Annotated in this window: 16 protein-coding genes; 6 read left to right on the forward strand and 10 right to left on the reverse strand. The window is 57.0% G+C overall.

The annotated features are described in order from the left end of the window. Positions 1–23 precede the first annotated feature (23 nt). The 5 genes from BCV73_RS22905 to BCV73_RS22925 all read right to left on the reverse strand — a co-directional run bounded on the left by BCV73_RS22905 (position 24) and on the right by BCV73_RS22925 (position 4,801). The gene (locus BCV73_RS22905; RefSeq protein WP_089548646.1) at positions 24–1,340 is read right to left on the reverse strand and encodes an ABC transporter substrate-binding protein; all 1,317 of its coding nucleotides are present in this window, start codon (positions 1,338–1,340) and stop codon (positions 24–26) included. 219 nt (positions 1,341–1,559) lie between these two features. Continuing rightward, positions 1,560–2,156, reverse strand: a complete 597-nt coding sequence (locus BCV73_RS22910; RefSeq protein ID WP_084204193.1) for a glycerol-3-phosphate responsive antiterminator — start codon at positions 2,154–2,156, stop codon at positions 1,560–1,562. Positions 2,157–2,200: 44 nt separating this feature from the next. Beyond that, on the reverse strand, positions 2,201–3,040 hold the full coding sequence (locus tag BCV73_RS22915; protein WP_076175630.1) for a metallophosphoesterase family protein: 840 nt from the start codon (positions 3,038–3,040) through the stop codon (positions 2,201–2,203). Positions 3,041–3,146: 106 nt separating this feature from the next. Further along, on the reverse strand, positions 3,147–3,821 hold the full coding sequence (locus BCV73_RS22920) for a hypothetical protein (protein WP_089548647.1): 675 nt from the start codon (positions 3,819–3,821) through the stop codon (positions 3,147–3,149). Next, positions 3,794–4,801, reverse strand: coding sequence for an ROK family protein (locus BCV73_RS22925; RefSeq protein WP_089548648.1), 1,008 nt, complete (start codon positions 4,799–4,801; stop codon positions 3,794–3,796). The genes BCV73_RS22920 and BCV73_RS22925 overlap by 28 nt, the downstream gene beginning before the upstream one ends. Positions 4,802–5,105: 304 nt before the next feature. Here BCV73_RS22925 and BCV73_RS22930 point away from each other — a divergent pair, with 304 nt between their 5' ends. From BCV73_RS22930 to BCV73_RS22940, 3 genes are all read left to right on the forward strand, one after another. Next, positions 5,106–6,239: a CobW family GTP-binding protein gene (locus BCV73_RS22930; protein WP_089548649.1), complete on the forward strand. Its 1,134-nt coding sequence runs from the start codon at positions 5,106–5,108 to the stop codon at positions 6,237–6,239. A 35-nt stretch (positions 6,240–6,274) separates the two neighbouring features. Further along, positions 6,275–7,267, forward strand: a complete 993-nt coding sequence (locus BCV73_RS22935; RefSeq protein WP_076175620.1) for a permease — start codon at positions 6,275–6,277, stop codon at positions 7,265–7,267. A 108-nt stretch (positions 7,268–7,375) separates the two neighbouring features. Further along, a complete protein-coding gene (locus BCV73_RS22940; protein ID WP_089548650.1) occupies positions 7,376–8,317 on the forward strand; it encodes a TIGR03943 family putative permease subunit in 942 nt (313 codons plus the stop codon). 126 nt (positions 8,318–8,443) lie between these two features. Here BCV73_RS22940 and BCV73_RS22945 read toward each other — a convergent pair whose 3' ends face one another. Both BCV73_RS22945 and BCV73_RS22950 read right to left on the reverse strand, forming a co-directional pair. Continuing rightward, the gene (locus BCV73_RS22945; RefSeq protein ID WP_089548651.1) at positions 8,444–9,298 is read right to left on the reverse strand and encodes an NAD-dependent epimerase/dehydratase family protein; all 855 of its coding nucleotides are present in this window, start codon (positions 9,296–9,298) and stop codon (positions 8,444–8,446) included. A gap of 57 nt (positions 9,299–9,355) precedes the next feature. After that, the gene (locus tag BCV73_RS22950) at positions 9,356–10,294 is read right to left on the reverse strand and encodes an aldo/keto reductase family protein (protein WP_089548652.1); all 939 of its coding nucleotides are present in this window, start codon (positions 10,292–10,294) and stop codon (positions 9,356–9,358) included. A gap of 146 nt (positions 10,295–10,440) precedes the next feature. Between BCV73_RS22950 and BCV73_RS22955 the strand changes: the two genes are divergently transcribed. Next, on the forward strand, positions 10,441–10,785 hold the full coding sequence (locus BCV73_RS22955) for a winged helix-turn-helix transcriptional regulator (protein ID WP_076175611.1): 345 nt from the start codon (positions 10,441–10,443) through the stop codon (positions 10,783–10,785). Positions 10,786–10,828: 43 nt separating this feature from the next. On the opposite strand, the gene BCV73_RS22960 is transcribed toward BCV73_RS22955, so the two are convergent. Both BCV73_RS22960 and BCV73_RS22965 read right to left on the reverse strand, forming a co-directional pair. Next, positions 10,829–12,334 (reverse strand): serine hydrolase domain-containing protein, encoded by a 1,506-nt coding sequence (locus BCV73_RS22960; protein ID WP_089548653.1) that lies wholly within the window; start codon positions 12,332–12,334, stop codon positions 10,829–10,831. 187 nt (positions 12,335–12,521) lie between these two features. Next, entirely contained in the window at positions 12,522–12,815 is a 294-nt protein-coding gene (locus tag BCV73_RS22965; protein ID WP_076175606.1) for a hypothetical protein, read from the reverse strand. 224 nt (positions 12,816–13,039) lie between these two features. Here BCV73_RS22965 and BCV73_RS22970 point away from each other — a divergent pair, with 224 nt between their 5' ends. Then, entirely contained in the window at positions 13,040–13,618 is a 579-nt protein-coding gene (locus BCV73_RS22970; RefSeq protein WP_089548654.1) for a TetR/AcrR family transcriptional regulator, read from the forward strand. 281 nt (positions 13,619–13,899) lie between these two features. Further along, entirely contained in the window at positions 13,900–15,024 is a 1,125-nt protein-coding gene (locus tag BCV73_RS22975; RefSeq protein ID WP_089548655.1) for a cytochrome P450, read from the forward strand. 208 nt (positions 15,025–15,232) lie between these two features. Here BCV73_RS22975 and BCV73_RS22980 read toward each other — a convergent pair whose 3' ends face one another. Next, positions 15,233–16,180: an aldose epimerase family protein gene (locus tag BCV73_RS22980; RefSeq protein ID WP_089548656.1), complete on the reverse strand. Its 948-nt coding sequence runs from the start codon at positions 16,178–16,180 to the stop codon at positions 15,233–15,235. Between the last annotated feature and the right edge of the window lie 15 nt (positions 16,181–16,195).

Raw genomic sequence — 16,195 nt, forward strand, 5'->3', positions numbered from 1 at the left:
TTCATTGCCTGACAGGGCTAAACTTACTTGCCAAGCAGCTTATCCGACTTGGCCGCGGCTTCGTCCAGCGCCTGCTGCGGCGTCGTCTTCGGATCGATAATCGCCTTCTGGATCGCATCGCGGACGATCTTGGCGACTTCCGGATATCCGTTCTCCATCGGGCGCGGTCTCGCGTATTTCAGCTGGTCGACGGCGACTTTATACTGCGGATACTGGGTAAAATGCTCCTTGAGCTCTTCGCTTTCCACCGCCGACGTGCGGGTCGGCAGGTATCCGACATGCTTATGCTGGTAAATCGTGTTTTCCTGGGAGGTCATCCATTTCATGAATTCCCAGGCCGCCGCCTTCTCCTCGGCGCTGCTCTTCGACGTCATGACAAGCTGGCATCCGCCTGTCGGCACGCCGTAATCCTTGTTGGCCGGCATGAAGGCCGTCTCCAGCTCAAAGCCGTTGCCCTTGGCGATTTCCAGGCTTTGCGATACGCCGGCGGTTGAGGCGAACTTAAACGCGGAAATTTGGTTCGCCCAATCCTTGTCCGCCGTATCCCCGGCTTCGTCGCCGACCGGCATTTTGATCAGGCCTTCGTTCACCAGCCGCTTCCAGAAGTCCACCGGCGCCACGCCGGCCGCGTTGTTGAAGGTTGCCTTTTTGCCGTCCTCGCTCAGCATCGTGCCGCCGCTTTGGGCCACCAGCGCCTCGTAGAACCAAATATCGACCGGCACGGTCATGCCGAGCTTGCCTTTCCCCTTGAGCACTTTGGAGTACTGCTCGAACTCATCCCACGTTTTGGGCCCGGACGGATCCAGCCCGGCATCCTTCAGCATCGTCACGTTCTTGTACATAATCGGAGTACTGCGCATAAAAGGCAGCCCGTACAGCTTGTCGTCCACGTAGGCGTTCCCCATCAGTCCGGGGATAAAATCGTCCAGCTTCAGCTGATCCTTGTCCTTCTCGGCGTATGAGGTCAGGTCTTCGAGCATGCCGGAATGGGCGAACACGCCCGTGGAGGCAATTTCCAGATCCGTGACCGCCGGGGCGTCCCCAGCCGCAAAAGCCGCCTGGACCTTCGCATGAAGATCATCGTAATTCCCCTGATGCTCGGCGACCACCTCGATCTTGTCCTGAGACTCATTGAACGTTTGGACCATATGCTGCTTGGCTTCCTCGATCTTGTCGCCGAAGGCGTACCAGTACTTGATGACGATTTTTTTATCCGGCTTGGCCGCTGCCGCCTCCGCTGTCTCGCTGCCGGCCGCCTTCTCGGCTCCGCCGCCGCATCCGGCCAGCATGCCCGTCATTACCGCGGACAGTGTAAGCAGTGCGATCTTTTTCTTGAACATCGATTGATTCCTCCACCCTTGAATTTGGTTTATGTCTGCTGTACAACGACGGCTGCAGCCAAAAAAATAAAGAAACCCGAATACCGCCGAGCAGGAACGCTGGCTTAGCGCTCTCTCGACAGATCAGGTTTCTCCATAACTCCAACCGTTCTATTTACTTGTCGATTTCATCATAAGGGACAACTATTAACGCGGTTTATGCGGAATATTAACGGGACATCAAATGATCTTTCTTCTCCACAGCTCAGGACGGGAAGCGGAAATGGCGGTCGCTCCCTGGTCCAGGCACTCCTGTGCGTGGCTGTGCTCATACAGCAGGCCGCCGGTGATGATCGGGAGTTCCGTAAAACTCTTCACCCTGCGGATCATGTCCGGAATGCGGGCAGGCATCAGCTCGATGATGTCCGGCTCGGCCTGGGACAGGCTCTTCGCGATGTTCTCCAGCCCTTCGCTGTCGACGAGAAAGAAACGCTGCACCGTGAGCAGCCCCATTTTTTTGGCGGTTTTGATGACGCTGGTTTTGGTCGAAATGATGCCGACCGGGCGGATGCTCTTGGCCAAATAATCCAGGCCGTAATGGTCCGTGCTAAGCCCGCCGATTTTTTCCAAATGCATGAACACCGGCAGACCGTGCTCCCGGAATACGTTCACATAGCCTTTGGCGACACCGATATGGCCCATCAAGAGAAAGACGCCGCTCAGCTCATCCCGGTGCTTCAAGGCGATTTCAATATGGCGGGGGTCTTTGATGGAGGCAATCCGTTTATGCTTGGCGAGACCTTTGAAAAAATGCTCCCGGGTCATAACGTCATTCATGCGTGTACAGCCTCCCTTTCACGAAGGTCGTGATTACTCTATATTCAGATTTGCGGCGCAATCGGCAGCGGAACGAGGAGAGCCCGGTCGTCCTCCATCCCTCTGGCATCCGGATTCGGGCTGAAATGCTTCATATGCTGGTGAAGGAGCGCCATGTGATCCGGCAGCGTCGGGTCCATCACTTCGACCGGTGTGATGCGGATCGCGTCCTCCGCGATATCGACGATCCGGAAGCCCGGCTGATCCAGGCAGGCCGACAGCTGCACGAACGACCAGTCCTGCCGGTGCGCGATCGAGTCCATATGCGTATGGCCGTTGAAATAGATGCCAATGCCCTGCTTTTGGTTCAAAATGCTCCACATGTCGATGATGGGATGAATCGAACCCTTATCCTTCTCCGAACCCGCCGTCGTATTGTACACGGGGTGATGGCCGAAGACGAGGAGCGGCTTGTCGCCTGACAGTCCTACCTGCTCCTCAAGCCAGCCCAACTGTTCGGGATCGAGCCAGCCGCCCCAGTCCTTAAAATCCATTTCCTTGGCCGTGTCGAGAAACACGAGCATCGCTTGATCCGTGTCGATGGCATGGTACCTCTCCTGGCCCGTCATCTCCAGCACCTCGGCTCTGCGCTGCGCATACAAGTCATGATTGCCCAGCACGTGTATAAACGTCTTGTCCTGGCGGCGAAGCAGGTCGTACACTTCGCGAAGCTCGGAGGCCGTGCCGAAGTTGGTGAGATCCCCCAGCGAAATATACAGGTCCGCTTCCTGCTCCAAAAACTGCTCCAGCACCGTTTGATAGAATGCACGCCGTGCTTCCTTCAGCCCCGGTACCGACTCGTCGATTTCGTGGTAATGCAAATCACCCAACAGCGCCAATCTCATTATTTCTCTCCTCCCGGCTTGTTCGAATTGGATTTTTCCTCCTTCATCTTATCGATGGATTGTTTCCGATCCGTTAATTGGGAAGGCTGATTATGTAAAATTACGGTTAATCGATTCGTGTCGTCCCCGTGTTGTTGGGGTTAGCCTCGTCCTGAGTCACCTGCTGGATGATGTTTCCGCTCTGGTCGTAGCCCGTAATTTCGAACTTCGTACCCTGTGACGCATCCAAAAACACGTAAAACAATTTGAAGTTTTGCTCGATGGGAATGATCTGCGCCTGCTTCTCATAGCCGGTAGGGTCCTTGACCACGATGCGGCTGATGTCGGGATGCAGAGCGATGCCATAATACATGGGAAAGGGAGAGCTGCCGAATTCCGTACCCTCCGTCCCGGGTAAGTACACGGCATAGAAGCCCTCCTTCCGAGCTTCGGCGTCGGAAAGTCCGGGGTGATAGTTGGAGGCCCCGAAGCTTCCCCCATAGCCCCACTTCCAGCCTTTTTCGAATTTCCTTACATATTCTGCAGCGATGGTGTACCCACCGCTGGGTGTCTTCCGCAGGAAAAATGCCACCTCCCCGTCAGCAACCGGACGCTCATCGATCATATAGGACACGTACTCCTCGCCCCGGATCTTTTCAATCGCCTCCACCACCGTCGGGCTCCCTTCCGCTTTCTTATCTTGAAGGCCGAACAACTTTCCCTCGAAAGCGTAAATAACGACCAGGATGACCGCAGCCAGCACCAGCAGCATAATCAGCCTGTTAGCCCATTGTCTGACCATGAATTCCCTCCTTTCAAGCGTGCGTCTGCGTACACAGCGGCGCCCAGCATCCCGGCCCTGTCCCCAAGCTCGGCCTGTACGATGCGGCAGACCCCGGCGGACAGCTGCAGCGCATGGCGGGCTACCGTCTCGCGCACCGGGCGCAAGAGCCGCTCCCCGGCCGCGGCCATGCCGCCGCCTACAATGATCAGCTCGGGATTCAACAGATTGATCGCGTTCGCTAGTCCATACCCGAGAAGCTCTCCCGTCTCGTGCATGACTTCAATAGCGAGCGCGTCCTGCAGGTCATAGGCGTCCGAAATGAGCTGTGCCGTCATTTGCGAGGAGTCGTTGCCCGTCCACTCCTGAATGACGCTCCTCCGTCCTTCCGCCAGCTTTTCCGAAAATGTTCGGACCATACCCACCGCGGACACGTAGCGGCCGAGGCAGCCCGAGCTGCCGCAGCGGCACGGCCGCCCTTCCCTGTACATGTTCATGTGGCCGATCTCGCCTGCGCTCGAAGACGTGCCGTAGATAACCTTCCCCTCATAAATCATTCCCGAGCCCAGTCCGGTTCCCAGAGTAATGAGCATCAGGTTCCTGCAGCCCCTGCCGGCGCCAAACCGCCACTCTCCGTACATGTTGACGCGCACATCATTATCGATGAAAACCGGAAAAGCGAACTCCTCCCGCATCCGGTTTACGACGTGGATATTTTCCCATTCCGGAAAGTTGGGAGACAGAATCGACAGCCCTTCCCGCGGATCCAGGAGCCCCGGAATGCCCATCCCCATGCAGCTCACGTCCATCGGCCCGATCCCCGCTTCCTTCATCAGTTCATGAACGATCCGCTTCATCCGGTTCAGCACATGCTCCGGTCCCTTGTTTGCTTCGGTGGTGTCCATTCTTTCCGCGGCAATCCTCCAACCGGCATCCGCGTCAAATACCGCCGATTTGATCCGGGTTCCGCCGAGGTCCATGCCAATGACAAATTTGCTCATGCCTTCCTTTTCCTCCTCCGGAAATCCTTGGTCGCTGACATAAACCTATCATAAACGACTTCGCTCCGGATATGAATGGATCTGTAGCATTCTTTTCCAGATTTCTCCTCAGCAGGCTGCCCGGTAATGGCATCAATCGCCGCGGTTCTGAATCTATCAGCACCTTCCGGACCGCCATATTCATAGGCATTAAATCGTAATCTTTACGTATAGATAAAATGGGAGAAAAATTCACGCTTGGTACAGGCCGTATCGCTGGGCCTGCTCTATATTCGACAACGAGGATAAAGGAGATGAATCGCGTATGAAAACGCCAGTCATCATATTAAGCGGATTTTTGGGAAGCGGAAAAACGACGCTGCTGCTGTCCGTGCTCAAGGAGTGCTCGGCCCGGGGGCTGACCCCCGGCATCCTGATGAACGAGCTGGGCAAACGGGATGTGGATGGAACGATTCTGGAGGAACAAGCGGGGGTTCAGGTGCAGAAGCTGCTGGACGGGTGCGTCTGCTGCAGCCGGAAAAGCGAGCTGCCGCAAGGTCTATCCACCCTTCTGGAGCGGTCGCCCGACGTCATCGTCATCGAGCTCACCGGCGTCGCCGATCCGGAAGAAATCCGCCGCACCCTTCAGGAGCCGGGGCTTGCCGGCCGGGTACGGCACCATTATACGGTGACGATGCTCGACGCCGAGAACGTGCTGGAGTTCAACAGCCGCTTCTCCGCCGACAAAGAGCTGGTCCGCACGCTGCGCAAGCAGATCGAAAGCGCCGATCTGGTCGCGATCAACAAGCAGGATCTGGCCGCCCCGGGCACGATCGGCAAGATCGAAAGCATGATCCGTAAGCATAATCCCGGGGCTGCGATCGTATACACAGAATATAGCCGGATTGACCTGTCCAGACTGCTGGACGGGGTTAACCGCCGCCAAGGGTCCAAGGCTGCTGCTGTCCGGGCTGGTGCACAGACCCCGGCGCAGGAGGCGCTGAGCAGCCAGGCGCAGCACAGGTTCGGTGGAGCTGTTGACCCAGCCGCTTCGCATGCTCACCACCTTGCCCATAACGGTCACGGTGCGGGATCTACGGCCACTGCCCACGTGCATGAAGGACATGGCGGCCACGGCGGGCATGAACATCTTGACGAGGCGGTCTCTTTTTCCAAAGTCAGCACCGTCACGCTGACCTTTCCCCCGGCGGAGCAAAGCCCGGCTTCCCTGTCCAGGGAGCGGCTGGAGGCGTTCTTCCATGATTGCGGAGACGCGCTTCTTCGCGCCAAGGGGCATGTGGCGCTCTCCCGCCATGAACCGGTCCAGCTCGTCCAGTATGCCGGGACACGCACGTTCTGGGAAACCTCCCGCTACCCCGGTGCACCGTACCTCGTCATGATCGGCCTGAATTTGAACGAGGCGCGGCTGAAGGAACGCTGGTCCGAACTGTTTCGTTAAGCATCATCATTCCTGTGGAAGGAGCTGATCCCGCCATGACCACCCTCTCCCCTTTTAAAATCGTCCCGCTGCTTCTTCCCGCCGCCTTTCTGATCATCCTGCTCGTCCTGTGGCTGCCGGAGCGCATCGAGCTGCTGGATAACGTCTATATGGACACGTTCAAAACCAGCTTTGTCGGCATTCTGCTGGAGGCGCTGCCGTTCGTGCTGGCCGGGGCGCTGCTCTCATCGCTGCTGCAGGTGTTTGTGCCCGACGAGGTTCTGTCGCGCTGGATTCCGAAGAAGCCGGTTCCGGCCATCCTGTTCGCCTGTCTCCTCGGCGTGATCTTCCCGGTGTGCGAGTGCGGCATGATCCCGCTCGTCCGCCGGCTCATTCATAAGGGCATGCCCGTGTATGTCGCGATCGTGTTCATTTTGTCCGGACCGATCATCAATCCGGTCGTCTACGGAGCCACCTTCATGGCGTTCCGCAGCCATCCCGATCTCGCATACGCCCGGATGGGACTGGCCTTCGCCGTCGCTTTCCTGATCGGGCTCATCGTCTACGTTACGGTAAAAAAATCGCCGGTGAGATGGTCGATGGAGCGGGAAACCGGCGGGAATGCTCATCTCCATGCCGCACGCGGCGGCCGGCTGGCTTCGGTATTCGTCCATACGTCGGACGAGTTTTTCGACATGGGCAAATATTTGATCATCGGCTGCCTGCTGACGGCGGGCATTCAGACGTTTATGGTCCGGGAAAGCCTCTCCGCCATCGGCGGCCATCCGCTGGGCTCGTATCTGTTCATGATGGGGCTCGCCTTTGCGCTCTCCCTGTGCTCCACGTCGGACGCTTTTGTCGCATCCACCTTCCTGCACACCTTTCCCGCCGGTTCGCTGATCGCGTTCATGGTCTTGGGTCCGATGCTGGATTTCAAAAACGCCATGATGCTGATGGCGCTGTTCAAAACCAAGTTCGCCCTCTATCTGTTCTTCCTGATCGCCGCCTGCGTCTTTGTCGGTTCGGTTCTGATTTCGGTCTGGCTGTAAACTTTTTGGCGGATGTAACATTCGATCTGGCTGTGAACGCCCATGCCAGGAACACGCCCGCGCAAGATGCGAGAACCCAATACATAATCCGACTGGAGGTAGAGCCAAGTGAACGACTCCCGCAGCATCCGGCTGCATTACCTGTTCCGGGCGGCCGTGCTGGCGGCTTTCGCCCTCTATGTTCTGCACCTGATGCAGCAGGACGCGCTGCATTATTACGTCGCGCCCGCCCTGGCGAGATGGATCCGGCTGTGCCCGGTTCCGCTGGGCCTGATGGCGCTCAGCCTGGTGATCCAGGCACTGCTCGGACGCAGCCAGGTGCTGTGCAACTGCGATCACCGCCTGCCTGCCGGCTTCTTGAAAAGCACCGGCCTGTACGGCTTGTTCGTGCTCCCGCTGCTGCTCGGGTTCCTCCTTCCGGATAAGGCCCTCGGCAGCATCGCCGCCGCCAAGAAGGGCATTTCCCTCTCCTATTCGGCGATGGAGCCGGAGAAGGCTATTCCCAGCGCATCCACAGTCCCGAACAAGTCAATTACCCGCGCTCCCTCAGATCCGGATACCGCCGTCACCTTCAAGACCTCCGATCCGTATGCCAAGGAATTCGCCGAGCTCGCCAAACTGCTGTACGCCCAGCCTGTCATCCCGGTCTACCCGGCGATTTACTCCGAAACGTTCGGGGCGATCGAGATGTTCAAGGAGCAGTTTGAAGGCAAGGAAATCGCCGTATCCGGCTTCGTCTATCGCGATCAGACGGGCGGAGCGAGCGGCCCTTTCGCGGTCAGCCGCTTTCTGGTGCAGTGCTGCACGGCGGACGCCACCCCTTTCGGCATTATGGTCGATCCGCAGCAGAAGCTGGCCCTGCCGGCCGATTCCTGGGTCAAGGTACAGGGCAAACTGAAGATCGTGTCTCAAGGGGGCAACAATTTGATCGAGATCGAGGCTTCGCAAATCACGCCGATTGCCCAGCCCCAGACCCCTTACATCTATACGAGCGCCGACTCGGTCGCCGCCTGGAAAGAGCTGCAGAAGGACGCCGCCAAGGCAAAATAGCAGGAAATGACCGACAAAAAAACCAAGAAGACTCCGGAACGATGCCCGGGTCTTCTTGGTTTGGAGTTTGCATAGGAGTATCTCTTTCTAAGGTCCATGCTTCTTGTCGGGTACTCCCAGCTGCGTTCAGCGAAGCTTTGCAACCTCGTCGCGCCAGCGGTGCTGCGGCTGCCAGCCGAGAAGGCGCTTCGCCTTCTCGTTGCTGAGCAGGGTCTCATGCCCCGCCAGCGGTGCGCGGATGTCCGTCACGCCGGGATACCTGGCGGCCAGCAGTTCGCGGCTCGGAACCGCCATGCTGGAGTCGTCGGCGGCCACGTTAAGGGCCACCGCACCGAGCCCGTCCGCCTCGACGGCCAGCCGGATGGCCGAAGCAGCGTCGCGGGTGTCGATGTAGCTCCACAGAATGCGGTCCCGTTCTTCGGGCTTGTCGATGAATGAGGGAAAACGCTCATACCATTCCGGAGGGATGACATTCCCGAGGCGAATGGAGACGACCTGCATGCCGGTGCGCCGGTGGAACATGTCGGCGGTCATTTCATTGACCACCTTGGACAGTCCGTAGCTGTCCTCGGGCAGCTGCGGATGCGCCTCGTCCACGGGCACGTATTGCGGGCTTAAGGGACTGACTGCAAATACGATGCCGTAGGACGATTCGCTGGACGCGATCACTGCTTTGCGGATTCCGAGGCCTGCGGCGGCCTCCAGCACGTTGTACGTCGACATGACGTTGTTCCGGAACGTAACTTCCGGCGTGCGGATATGCGCCGCCGGGATCGCCGCCAAATGAACGACGGCATCAGCCCCGGCCAGCGCGCCGTAGGTCTCTCCCAAATCCTCAAGATTCGCAATCAGCGTAGGGCAGAGGTTCTCGTCGGGACGCCGGAAGTCCACGTTCAGCACCTCATACCCCTGCTCGATAAAATGACGCACGACCCACTGTCCAAGCATGCCGCTTCCGCCTGTAATGACGACTTTGGCCACAAGTAACGCCTCCTCTTCGCTTCGGTTCAAACCTGGCCGAACCCTTGGCCGGTCCGATTATTTCAGAATGTCTTCGATCCGCTCCTGCACGTCTTCGCTCAGGACGATGCCCGAAGCCTTGGCATTCTCCGTCACCTGCTCCGGACGGCTGGCGCCGACCAGCGCGCTGGCCACGTTGTCTTTGCGCAGAATCCACGCAAGGGCCAGGTTGCCGACGGAAATGCCGAGCTCTTTGGCGACACCTTCAAGCTGCTGCACTTTGGCGATCTTTTCTTCGGTGATGCCTTTACGCATCCAATCGAGCTTCGCCGCGCGGCTGTCCTGTGGAATGTCGGAAGCCGACGTGTATTTGCCTGTCAGCAGGCCTTGAGCCAGCGGGGAGAACACCACTTGTCCGATCCCTACGCGTTCACTGAGCGGCATGACTTCCTTCTCGATGTAGCGCTCAAACATGTTGTAAATCGGCTGGTTGACCACAATGCGGTCCAGCAGATAACGGTCGGCCACGCCGATCGCTTCGGCGATCTGCGATGCCTGCCATTCGCTCACGCCGACGTACAGCACTTTGCCCTGGCGAACCAGGTCGTCGATCGCACGCAGCGTTTCTTCCAGCGGCGTCTCCGGATCATGGCGATGGCAGTAGAAAATGTCCACATAGTCATGTCCTAGCCGCTTCAGGCTGGCATTCGCCTGCTCCGTAATATGCTTGCGCGACAAGCCGCGGTCATTCGGGCCTTCGCCCATCGGCCAGAACGCCTTGGTCGCCAGCACGTAGGATTCGCGCGGATACGCTTTCAGCGCTTTGCCGACAAGCTCTTCCGCCGCGCCTTTTTCATAGACATTCGCCGTATCGAAAAAGTTAATGCCCAAATCGTATGCCGTTTTGATCGAATTCACCGCATTTTCGCGTTCTACGTAACCGCCATATGTAAGCCAGCTGCCCAAGCTGATTTCGCTGACTTTAAGCCCGCTTCTTCCCAGTCTCCGGTATTTCATTCCATCTACCTCCTTGTTGTCCTGTTACCCTTTTCATTCTATAAAAGTTCATATATGATTTAAAGAAGTGAAATGTTTTTCACTTAATTATATCAAGGGTAGATACTATATAGAGTATAGTTATATACATATAAGGAGGAGAGTCTATGGAAACAGTCAAAAAAGCGAGCAGTTACATTCCGAAAAACCCGACGCATATCGAATGCAACATTGAGAAAACACTGGATGTGCTGGGCGGAAAATGGGCCTTTCTCGTCATCCGCGAGCTGTTCTGCGGCACTCTTCGCTTTGGTGAGCTGCAGCGCCGTATCCCCAGCGTAAGCCCCCGTGCCCTGACCAGTACGCTGCGCCATTTGGAGGAGCAGGGCGTGCTGGAGCGGGAAGTATTCCCTACCGTACCGGTGACGGTGGAATACTCGCTCACGCCTAAGGGACAGGACCTGCATGTCATCTGCCATGAAATGAAGCTGTGGGCGGCCCGCTGGACTTAAGCAGCTCACGATCCGGAAATGTCATCAAAAAAAAGCTCAGGCACTAGGCCTGGGCTTTTTGGTGTTCCCGTAATATCGCAACCATGCAGAGGGCCTTGCGGACGAAGCTGATCGCGCCAAACGCCGACAGAAGTGCCAGCCAAATCACGACGCTCGGCATCAGCAGGAAAATTTGCTCCCATTTCAGCACTCTCCCGCCGCCAACGAAGGTCAGGATCTGCGGCAGGCTGATGAAAATCGCAAGCGGGATCAAGGTGGCGAGCATCCGCAGCGAAATCAGCCAAACGCGGCGCTGCCGGGCCTTGTGTTCCCACCGATTCCAGCGGAAAAAGAATCCACGCACCCACAGCAGGACGGTCAGCAGCGTCAGCAGCGCGATCCCCGCTTCGATCATGCCTACGGAGATCGCTGACTTTGGCGGCTCCTCCCCGTTCAAAATGTCGGCAATGCCTGAAGCAAAGGTGCCATAGTTAACCAGCGCATTCAACCCGCTGCCAAACAGGATGACGATCCCGTAGCCGCTCTCCGGCATCAGCAGCTGATCCGCCTGATACGTCCACAAAATACCGTTATGACTCAACCTTGCACCGTCCACTGTCCATCCCATACCGTAACGGCTCTCCACACCCGCGGGAACCTCGCGCATTGCCGCAATACCCTCCGGGCTGAGCAGGCGTGTTCCCCCATAAGTCCCCCCGCCAAGCTGCAGCATCAGCCACCGCGCCATATCGTTTGCGGTCGAGACATTCCCTGCCGCTCCCTCCACGAACCAATCCGGTTCCTTCAAAGCGACCGGCTGGCCATAGAGCAGCATGTGGCCCGGTTCTTTAAAGGAACTGGTCAACGCGGCGTCCGTCGTACGGTCCATGTGCAGCGGAGCAAAGATGTGCTTTTGCAAATAGTCCGGAAAAGGCTCCTTGCTCACCGTCTCCACGATCAGCGCGAGCAGCTGATAATTGGTGTTATGGTAATGAAACGCCGTTCCCGGGTCGCTGGCGAGCTTGACCCCCTTCAACCGGGCGATCGACTCGCCGAGCGAAGCGGGCTGCGCCGAAAACGCCATTTCCGGAAACACGGTATCGGCCAGACCGCTAGTCTGGTTCAGCAGCTGCCGCACCGTGATCTCCTTCCCCCTCGGATCGTCCATCCGAAAGGATGGGAGAAGGTCCACCGCCTTGTCTTCCAGCCGGATCTTCCCCGCTTCAACCAGCTGCATGACGGCCAGCGCCGTGATCGACTTGCTCAGGGAAGCGACCGGAAGCGGCGTGTCCGGCGTGACGGCTGCTCCGCTTCCGGTTTCCCCGTACCCTTTTGAATATACAATTTCGCCGTCGTGGACAATCGCGACAGACAATCCGGGAATCCGGTTCTGATGCATGCGGGTCTCGATGAACCGGTCGATCTGATCCTCCCGGCCTGTCTCAAGCTTGGGAGCCGCTGACGCCAAGCTGGTGTAAGCTCCTGAGAAGACGGCTGCCAGGAGCAGCACGAGTATCATTTTTCGGGATATGGAGGCTATGGACCTCCGCTTTTCTTTACTCTTCATCATGAATTGAATTCCTCCTCTTGTATCGTAAGCCCAGTATAGGAGCCAAAACGAAAGAGAAGTTAAAGACAATCCTTAAGAAAGAGTTAAGTTGAACACGACGAAGCTGCATGCTGGAATGCCCACAAAAAAGAGGAGCAAGCGCAAGGCTTGATCCTCTCTTGATCTATCCACGCGAACGCAGGATAGGCTACCCGTTATTCGCGGCATAATCCGCATTCGCTTGTTCCAGCATGGTTTTCCAATCCTTAAAGTCGGTCTGCCGGGACACATGCCGATCCAGCAGCTCATCCGGTATTTTATTCAACTCTTCTTGGGTTTCCGCTTGAAAATTGCCATTTTCCAAAAAATCCTGAAAGCTGGCAAACGACGAATGCTTGCGCATAAACGAGCCGTTTAAAAGCTTGTCGAGGGCAATGCGGCCGGATTCTTCCTGCGCCGACTTTTGGCCTTTCAATTCCATCAGCAGATCGTCAAAGGACATGGATTTATTCTTTCTCAGAAGATCACTCCTAAATTGAATTTGTGCTCAGTATAACATATCAGGTTTCATTCTATCTCATACCTTTAAAAATCGGGCGTTTCCCCACCCATCGATGCGGGTCCGGTTGACTAAATATTCCCAGCATGTTATGTTGGTTTTGAACTGACCAGTCAGATTAATCCCGTCCAACCGACGAATGAGATGGAAAGGACCGATACACCACCGTGAGCAAAGAAAAGATTCTGCACGCAGCCACCCGTGTCTTCTCCGAATACGGCTACCACCGGGCCAGCATGGATGAGATCGCCCAGCAGGCGCAGGTCGCCAAAGGCACGTTGTACTACAACTTTCCGGGAAAATCCCAGCTGTTCAAAGCCGTGGTAAAAGCCGGATTCGAGGACATCATGGAGCGGACGAAAACCGACCTTAGCTCCGCGCTTCCGATCAAAGAGCAGATTCTGCGGGTTCTCCGCCATCATCTGGACTTGTTCCTCGACTCCCGCCATTTTGCCCATATCGTGTTCAACGAAATTTCCAACGGCATTGAGCCCGATGTGCTGGATGAACTGAAGCAGCTCCGGCGCGAGCATTTAAGCTTTCTGGCCGGCATTCTTAGAGAAGCCCAATGCGAGGGCGGCATTATGCGCGACGTTGACGCGGACCTGGCTGCAGCCAGTACGATCGGCATGCTGGAAAGCACATGCAATTATTATTTGAGCCACCAGGAGGAGTACAGCCGCGAGGACTTGGAAAGCTTCGTATTCACGGTCGTCGCCGAAGGTCTGTTTAAGTCGCTTGATTAAGCAGGACCTTTTTTTGCCCACATCAAACTGACCAGTCAGTTCAAAAGATTGCAGCGTGTTAAACAGAAGAACTTTATTAGGAAACAGAGAGAGACCTAGACACAGAACCTATTTTCAGAAATTCATCCCATCTAGAAAAAGATCAGCTCTAGCAGACAAACCTCGTTTACTTGTAGACAGACCTCATGGATCGGAAGTTCTCCAGCGTAATGATCGATAAGCCGGCTTTGCCCAAAATTCAGGTTGTTCTCATCTAAAAAAGAAAGCGACGGTGTTGCTTCATGGAATGGAATGCAAATGGACTGCTGCCTTTGGAATGGTATAAAAAGATGCGCCGGGACTCCCCCGTTGTCCAGTCCAACGACGGGCAAGTTTGGGACGTATACGGATATGACGATGTAAAGACGGTATTTACGAATCACGACATTTTTTCCTCGTCGGCCTTCCCTGACTCCGAGGACCCGCTCGAGCACAGCATTCTGCGGCAGGATCCGCCCAAGCACCGGCAGCTGCGCCGGCTGGTGACCCAGGCGTTCACGCCGCGCGTCATCGAGTCGCTGGCTCCCAAAATCCAGTCGATCACCACCTCGCTATTGGACGAAGCGGAGAAAAAGGGGCGGATGGACGCCATCGCTGACTTTGCCAGCCCGCTGCCGATCGTCGTCATCGCCGAGATGCTGGGCGTGTCGCTGGACCACCGCGAACAATTCAAAGCCTGGTCCGACGCCCTGGTCGGAGACAGCGGCGAAGATTTCTATCAGTGCCAGCGCGAGATGAGCGAATACTTCTCCGAAATTGCCGAGGACCGCAGACGCCATCCGCAGGACGATCTGGTCACCAAGCTGGTCGAGGCTCGAATCGACAATGAGCATCTGACGGACCTCGAGATCATCGGCTTCTGCATCCTGCTCCTCGTGGCTGGCAACGAAACGACGACCAACCTGATCTCCTCGGCGATGCTCGGCATCGACACCCTGCCGGACGTCCGTGCGCAGCTGCTTGCCGACCGCAGCCTCATTCCCGGCGCGCTGGAGGAAGTGTTCCGCTATTTCTCGCCGGTGCAGGTCATGTTCCGCCGCGTGAAGCAGGATACCGTCCTTGGCGGCCAGGAGATGAAAGTAGGTCAATTCGTCCATATCTGGATGGCGTCGGCCAACCATGACGAGAAGGTGTTCGAACGTCCGGAGGAATTTAATATCCACCGCAATCCGAACCCGCACCTGGGACTGGGCAGCGGCATCCATTACTGCCTCGGCTCCCAGCTTGCCCGCCTTGAGTCCAAAATCGCGATCGAAACGCTGCTTGCCCGTTTTCCCGAATACCGCCGCGACCGTTCCGCTGAGCTGGCGCGAATGGACAGCATGATGATGTTCGCGCTGAAGGAACTGCCGATACTTTTGACATAGACTTTGGGGCATAAAAAAAATCCTGCATCCCTGGAGAGGGTGCAGGATTTTTGTCAGATGATGCAATGGACTCGCGGATCGGGAATTCGCAGCTATCGACTGAACTCCTGCTGCCCCTCCGGTACAGGGCTTCCGTCAATCGAACCCCCTGCCGCAATGGTCCGGATTTCGATCGGCTTGTCGTTCAGCCACCCGGTTTCGTTTCATCTCACCGATTGGCTTCCATCCAGCTCACTTCCAAATGCCACGTATACGTTCGGAAGCCCTCCACGACAGCAGCGGCATCCTGGTTCATGGCATGCGCCAAGTCGTCCAGGAAACCCGTGGCCGGCTCCAGTGCCAGATGATACTGCCCCTGGTAGCCGCCGTAATTCGCCCACACCGACAGGTAAGGCACCTTCTCCTTCGGAAAGGTAAAGGTGATTCCTTCCTGCTTGACCGGATCATAAACGGAAGCCTTTCCTTCCGGCAGCTCACCCGTAAAGTAAAATTTCTCAGCCGTCCGCTCCTCACGGCGTCCTGTGCGGTCCAGGCGGCATTCCGGGCGATCAGGAAAGGGCTGCGGCCACGCCCGCAGATCCCCCCTTTTCCCAAGCCTGTCACGTTCCGAATAGGAGATTGCAATCTCGCTCAACCTTTCCGGCACGATGATCTGCATCCCTTCCTCGACCCGCAGCAGCGGATGGGCCGCCCACAGGAACGCAAACGGGAACGGGCTGAGATTGGTCACCTGATAGTCGATCCGGAGCCGGTCCTCTGCGGCAAAAGAATACGTCTTCTCGAGCGGGTATGGCATCCTCACGCCGTGCACGCTGCACGAAAGGCGATCTCCATGACCCTCGGCCTTCCAGGGAATGGACCAGACCTCACCGTGATCCGGAAGCTCCGTCCCTCTCCAGGGATGCTCCGGATATCGGCATACGTTGATGGTCGGGAACATTTCATCCCAGCCGCTTCCGTCGCTGTCCCCGAAGGAACTGGCGTAGCCCCCGTTCCCCAGCGGTCCGTCCGCCGGCGCGAGCCATTCCCGGCCGGTCAGACGGTTGCAGAGGGAGACCATTTTGCTGCCGAGCTCCGGCAGCAACGTGACCTCCATGGCGGAGGTCCTTCCCATCCAGGCGTTAAAGCCGTTGATTTGGTGCGGTGTCCAGCTCATCTTTCGCCCCCTTCT

The organism is Paenibacillus sp. SSG-1 (assembly GCF_002224835.1).
Lineage (GTDB): Bacteria > Bacillota > Bacilli > Paenibacillales > Paenibacillaceae > Paenibacillus_AQ > Paenibacillus_AQ favisporus.

Excerpts from the sequence above, each read along its gene's own strand:
- BCV73_RS22905 (WP_089548646.1), bottom strand. The coding sequence starts at position 1,340 with ATGTTCAAGAAAAAGATCGCACTGCTTACACTGTCCGCGGTAATGACG.
- BCV73_RS22910 (WP_084204193.1), bottom strand. The coding sequence starts at position 2,156 with ATGAATGACGTTATGACCCGGGAGCATTTTTTCAAAGGTCTCGCCAAG.
- BCV73_RS22915 (WP_076175630.1), bottom strand. The coding sequence starts at position 3,040 with ATGAGATTGGCGCTGTTGGGTGATTTGCATTACCACGAAATCGACGAG.
- BCV73_RS22920 (WP_089548647.1), bottom strand. The coding sequence starts at position 3,821 with ATGGTCAGACAATGGGCTAACAGGCTGATTATGCTGCTGGTGCTGGCT.
- BCV73_RS22925 (WP_089548648.1), bottom strand. The coding sequence starts at position 4,801 with ATGAGCAAATTTGTCATTGGCATGGACCTCGGCGGAACCCGGATCAAA.
- BCV73_RS22930 (WP_089548649.1), top strand. The coding sequence starts at position 5,106 with ATGAAAACGCCAGTCATCATATTAAGCGGATTTTTGGGAAGCGGAAAA.
- BCV73_RS22935 (WP_076175620.1), top strand. The coding sequence starts at position 6,275 with ATGACCACCCTCTCCCCTTTTAAAATCGTCCCGCTGCTTCTTCCCGCC.
- BCV73_RS22950 (WP_089548652.1), bottom strand. The coding sequence starts at position 10,294 with ATGAAATACCGGAGACTGGGAAGAAGCGGGCTTAAAGTCAGCGAAATC.
- BCV73_RS22955 (WP_076175611.1), top strand. The coding sequence starts at position 10,441 with ATGGAAACAGTCAAAAAAGCGAGCAGTTACATTCCGAAAAACCCGACG.
- BCV73_RS22960 (WP_089548653.1), bottom strand. The coding sequence starts at position 12,334 with ATGATGAAGAGTAAAGAAAAGCGGAGGTCCATAGCCTCCATATCCCGA.
- BCV73_RS22965 (WP_076175606.1), bottom strand. The coding sequence starts at position 12,815 with ATGTCCTTTGACGATCTGCTGATGGAATTGAAAGGCCAAAAGTCGGCG.
- BCV73_RS22975 (WP_089548655.1), top strand. The coding sequence starts at position 13,900 with ATGGAATGGAATGCAAATGGACTGCTGCCTTTGGAATGGTATAAAAAG.
- BCV73_RS22980 (WP_089548656.1), bottom strand. The coding sequence starts at position 16,180 with ATGAGCTGGACACCGCACCAAATCAACGGCTTTAACGCCTGGATGGGA.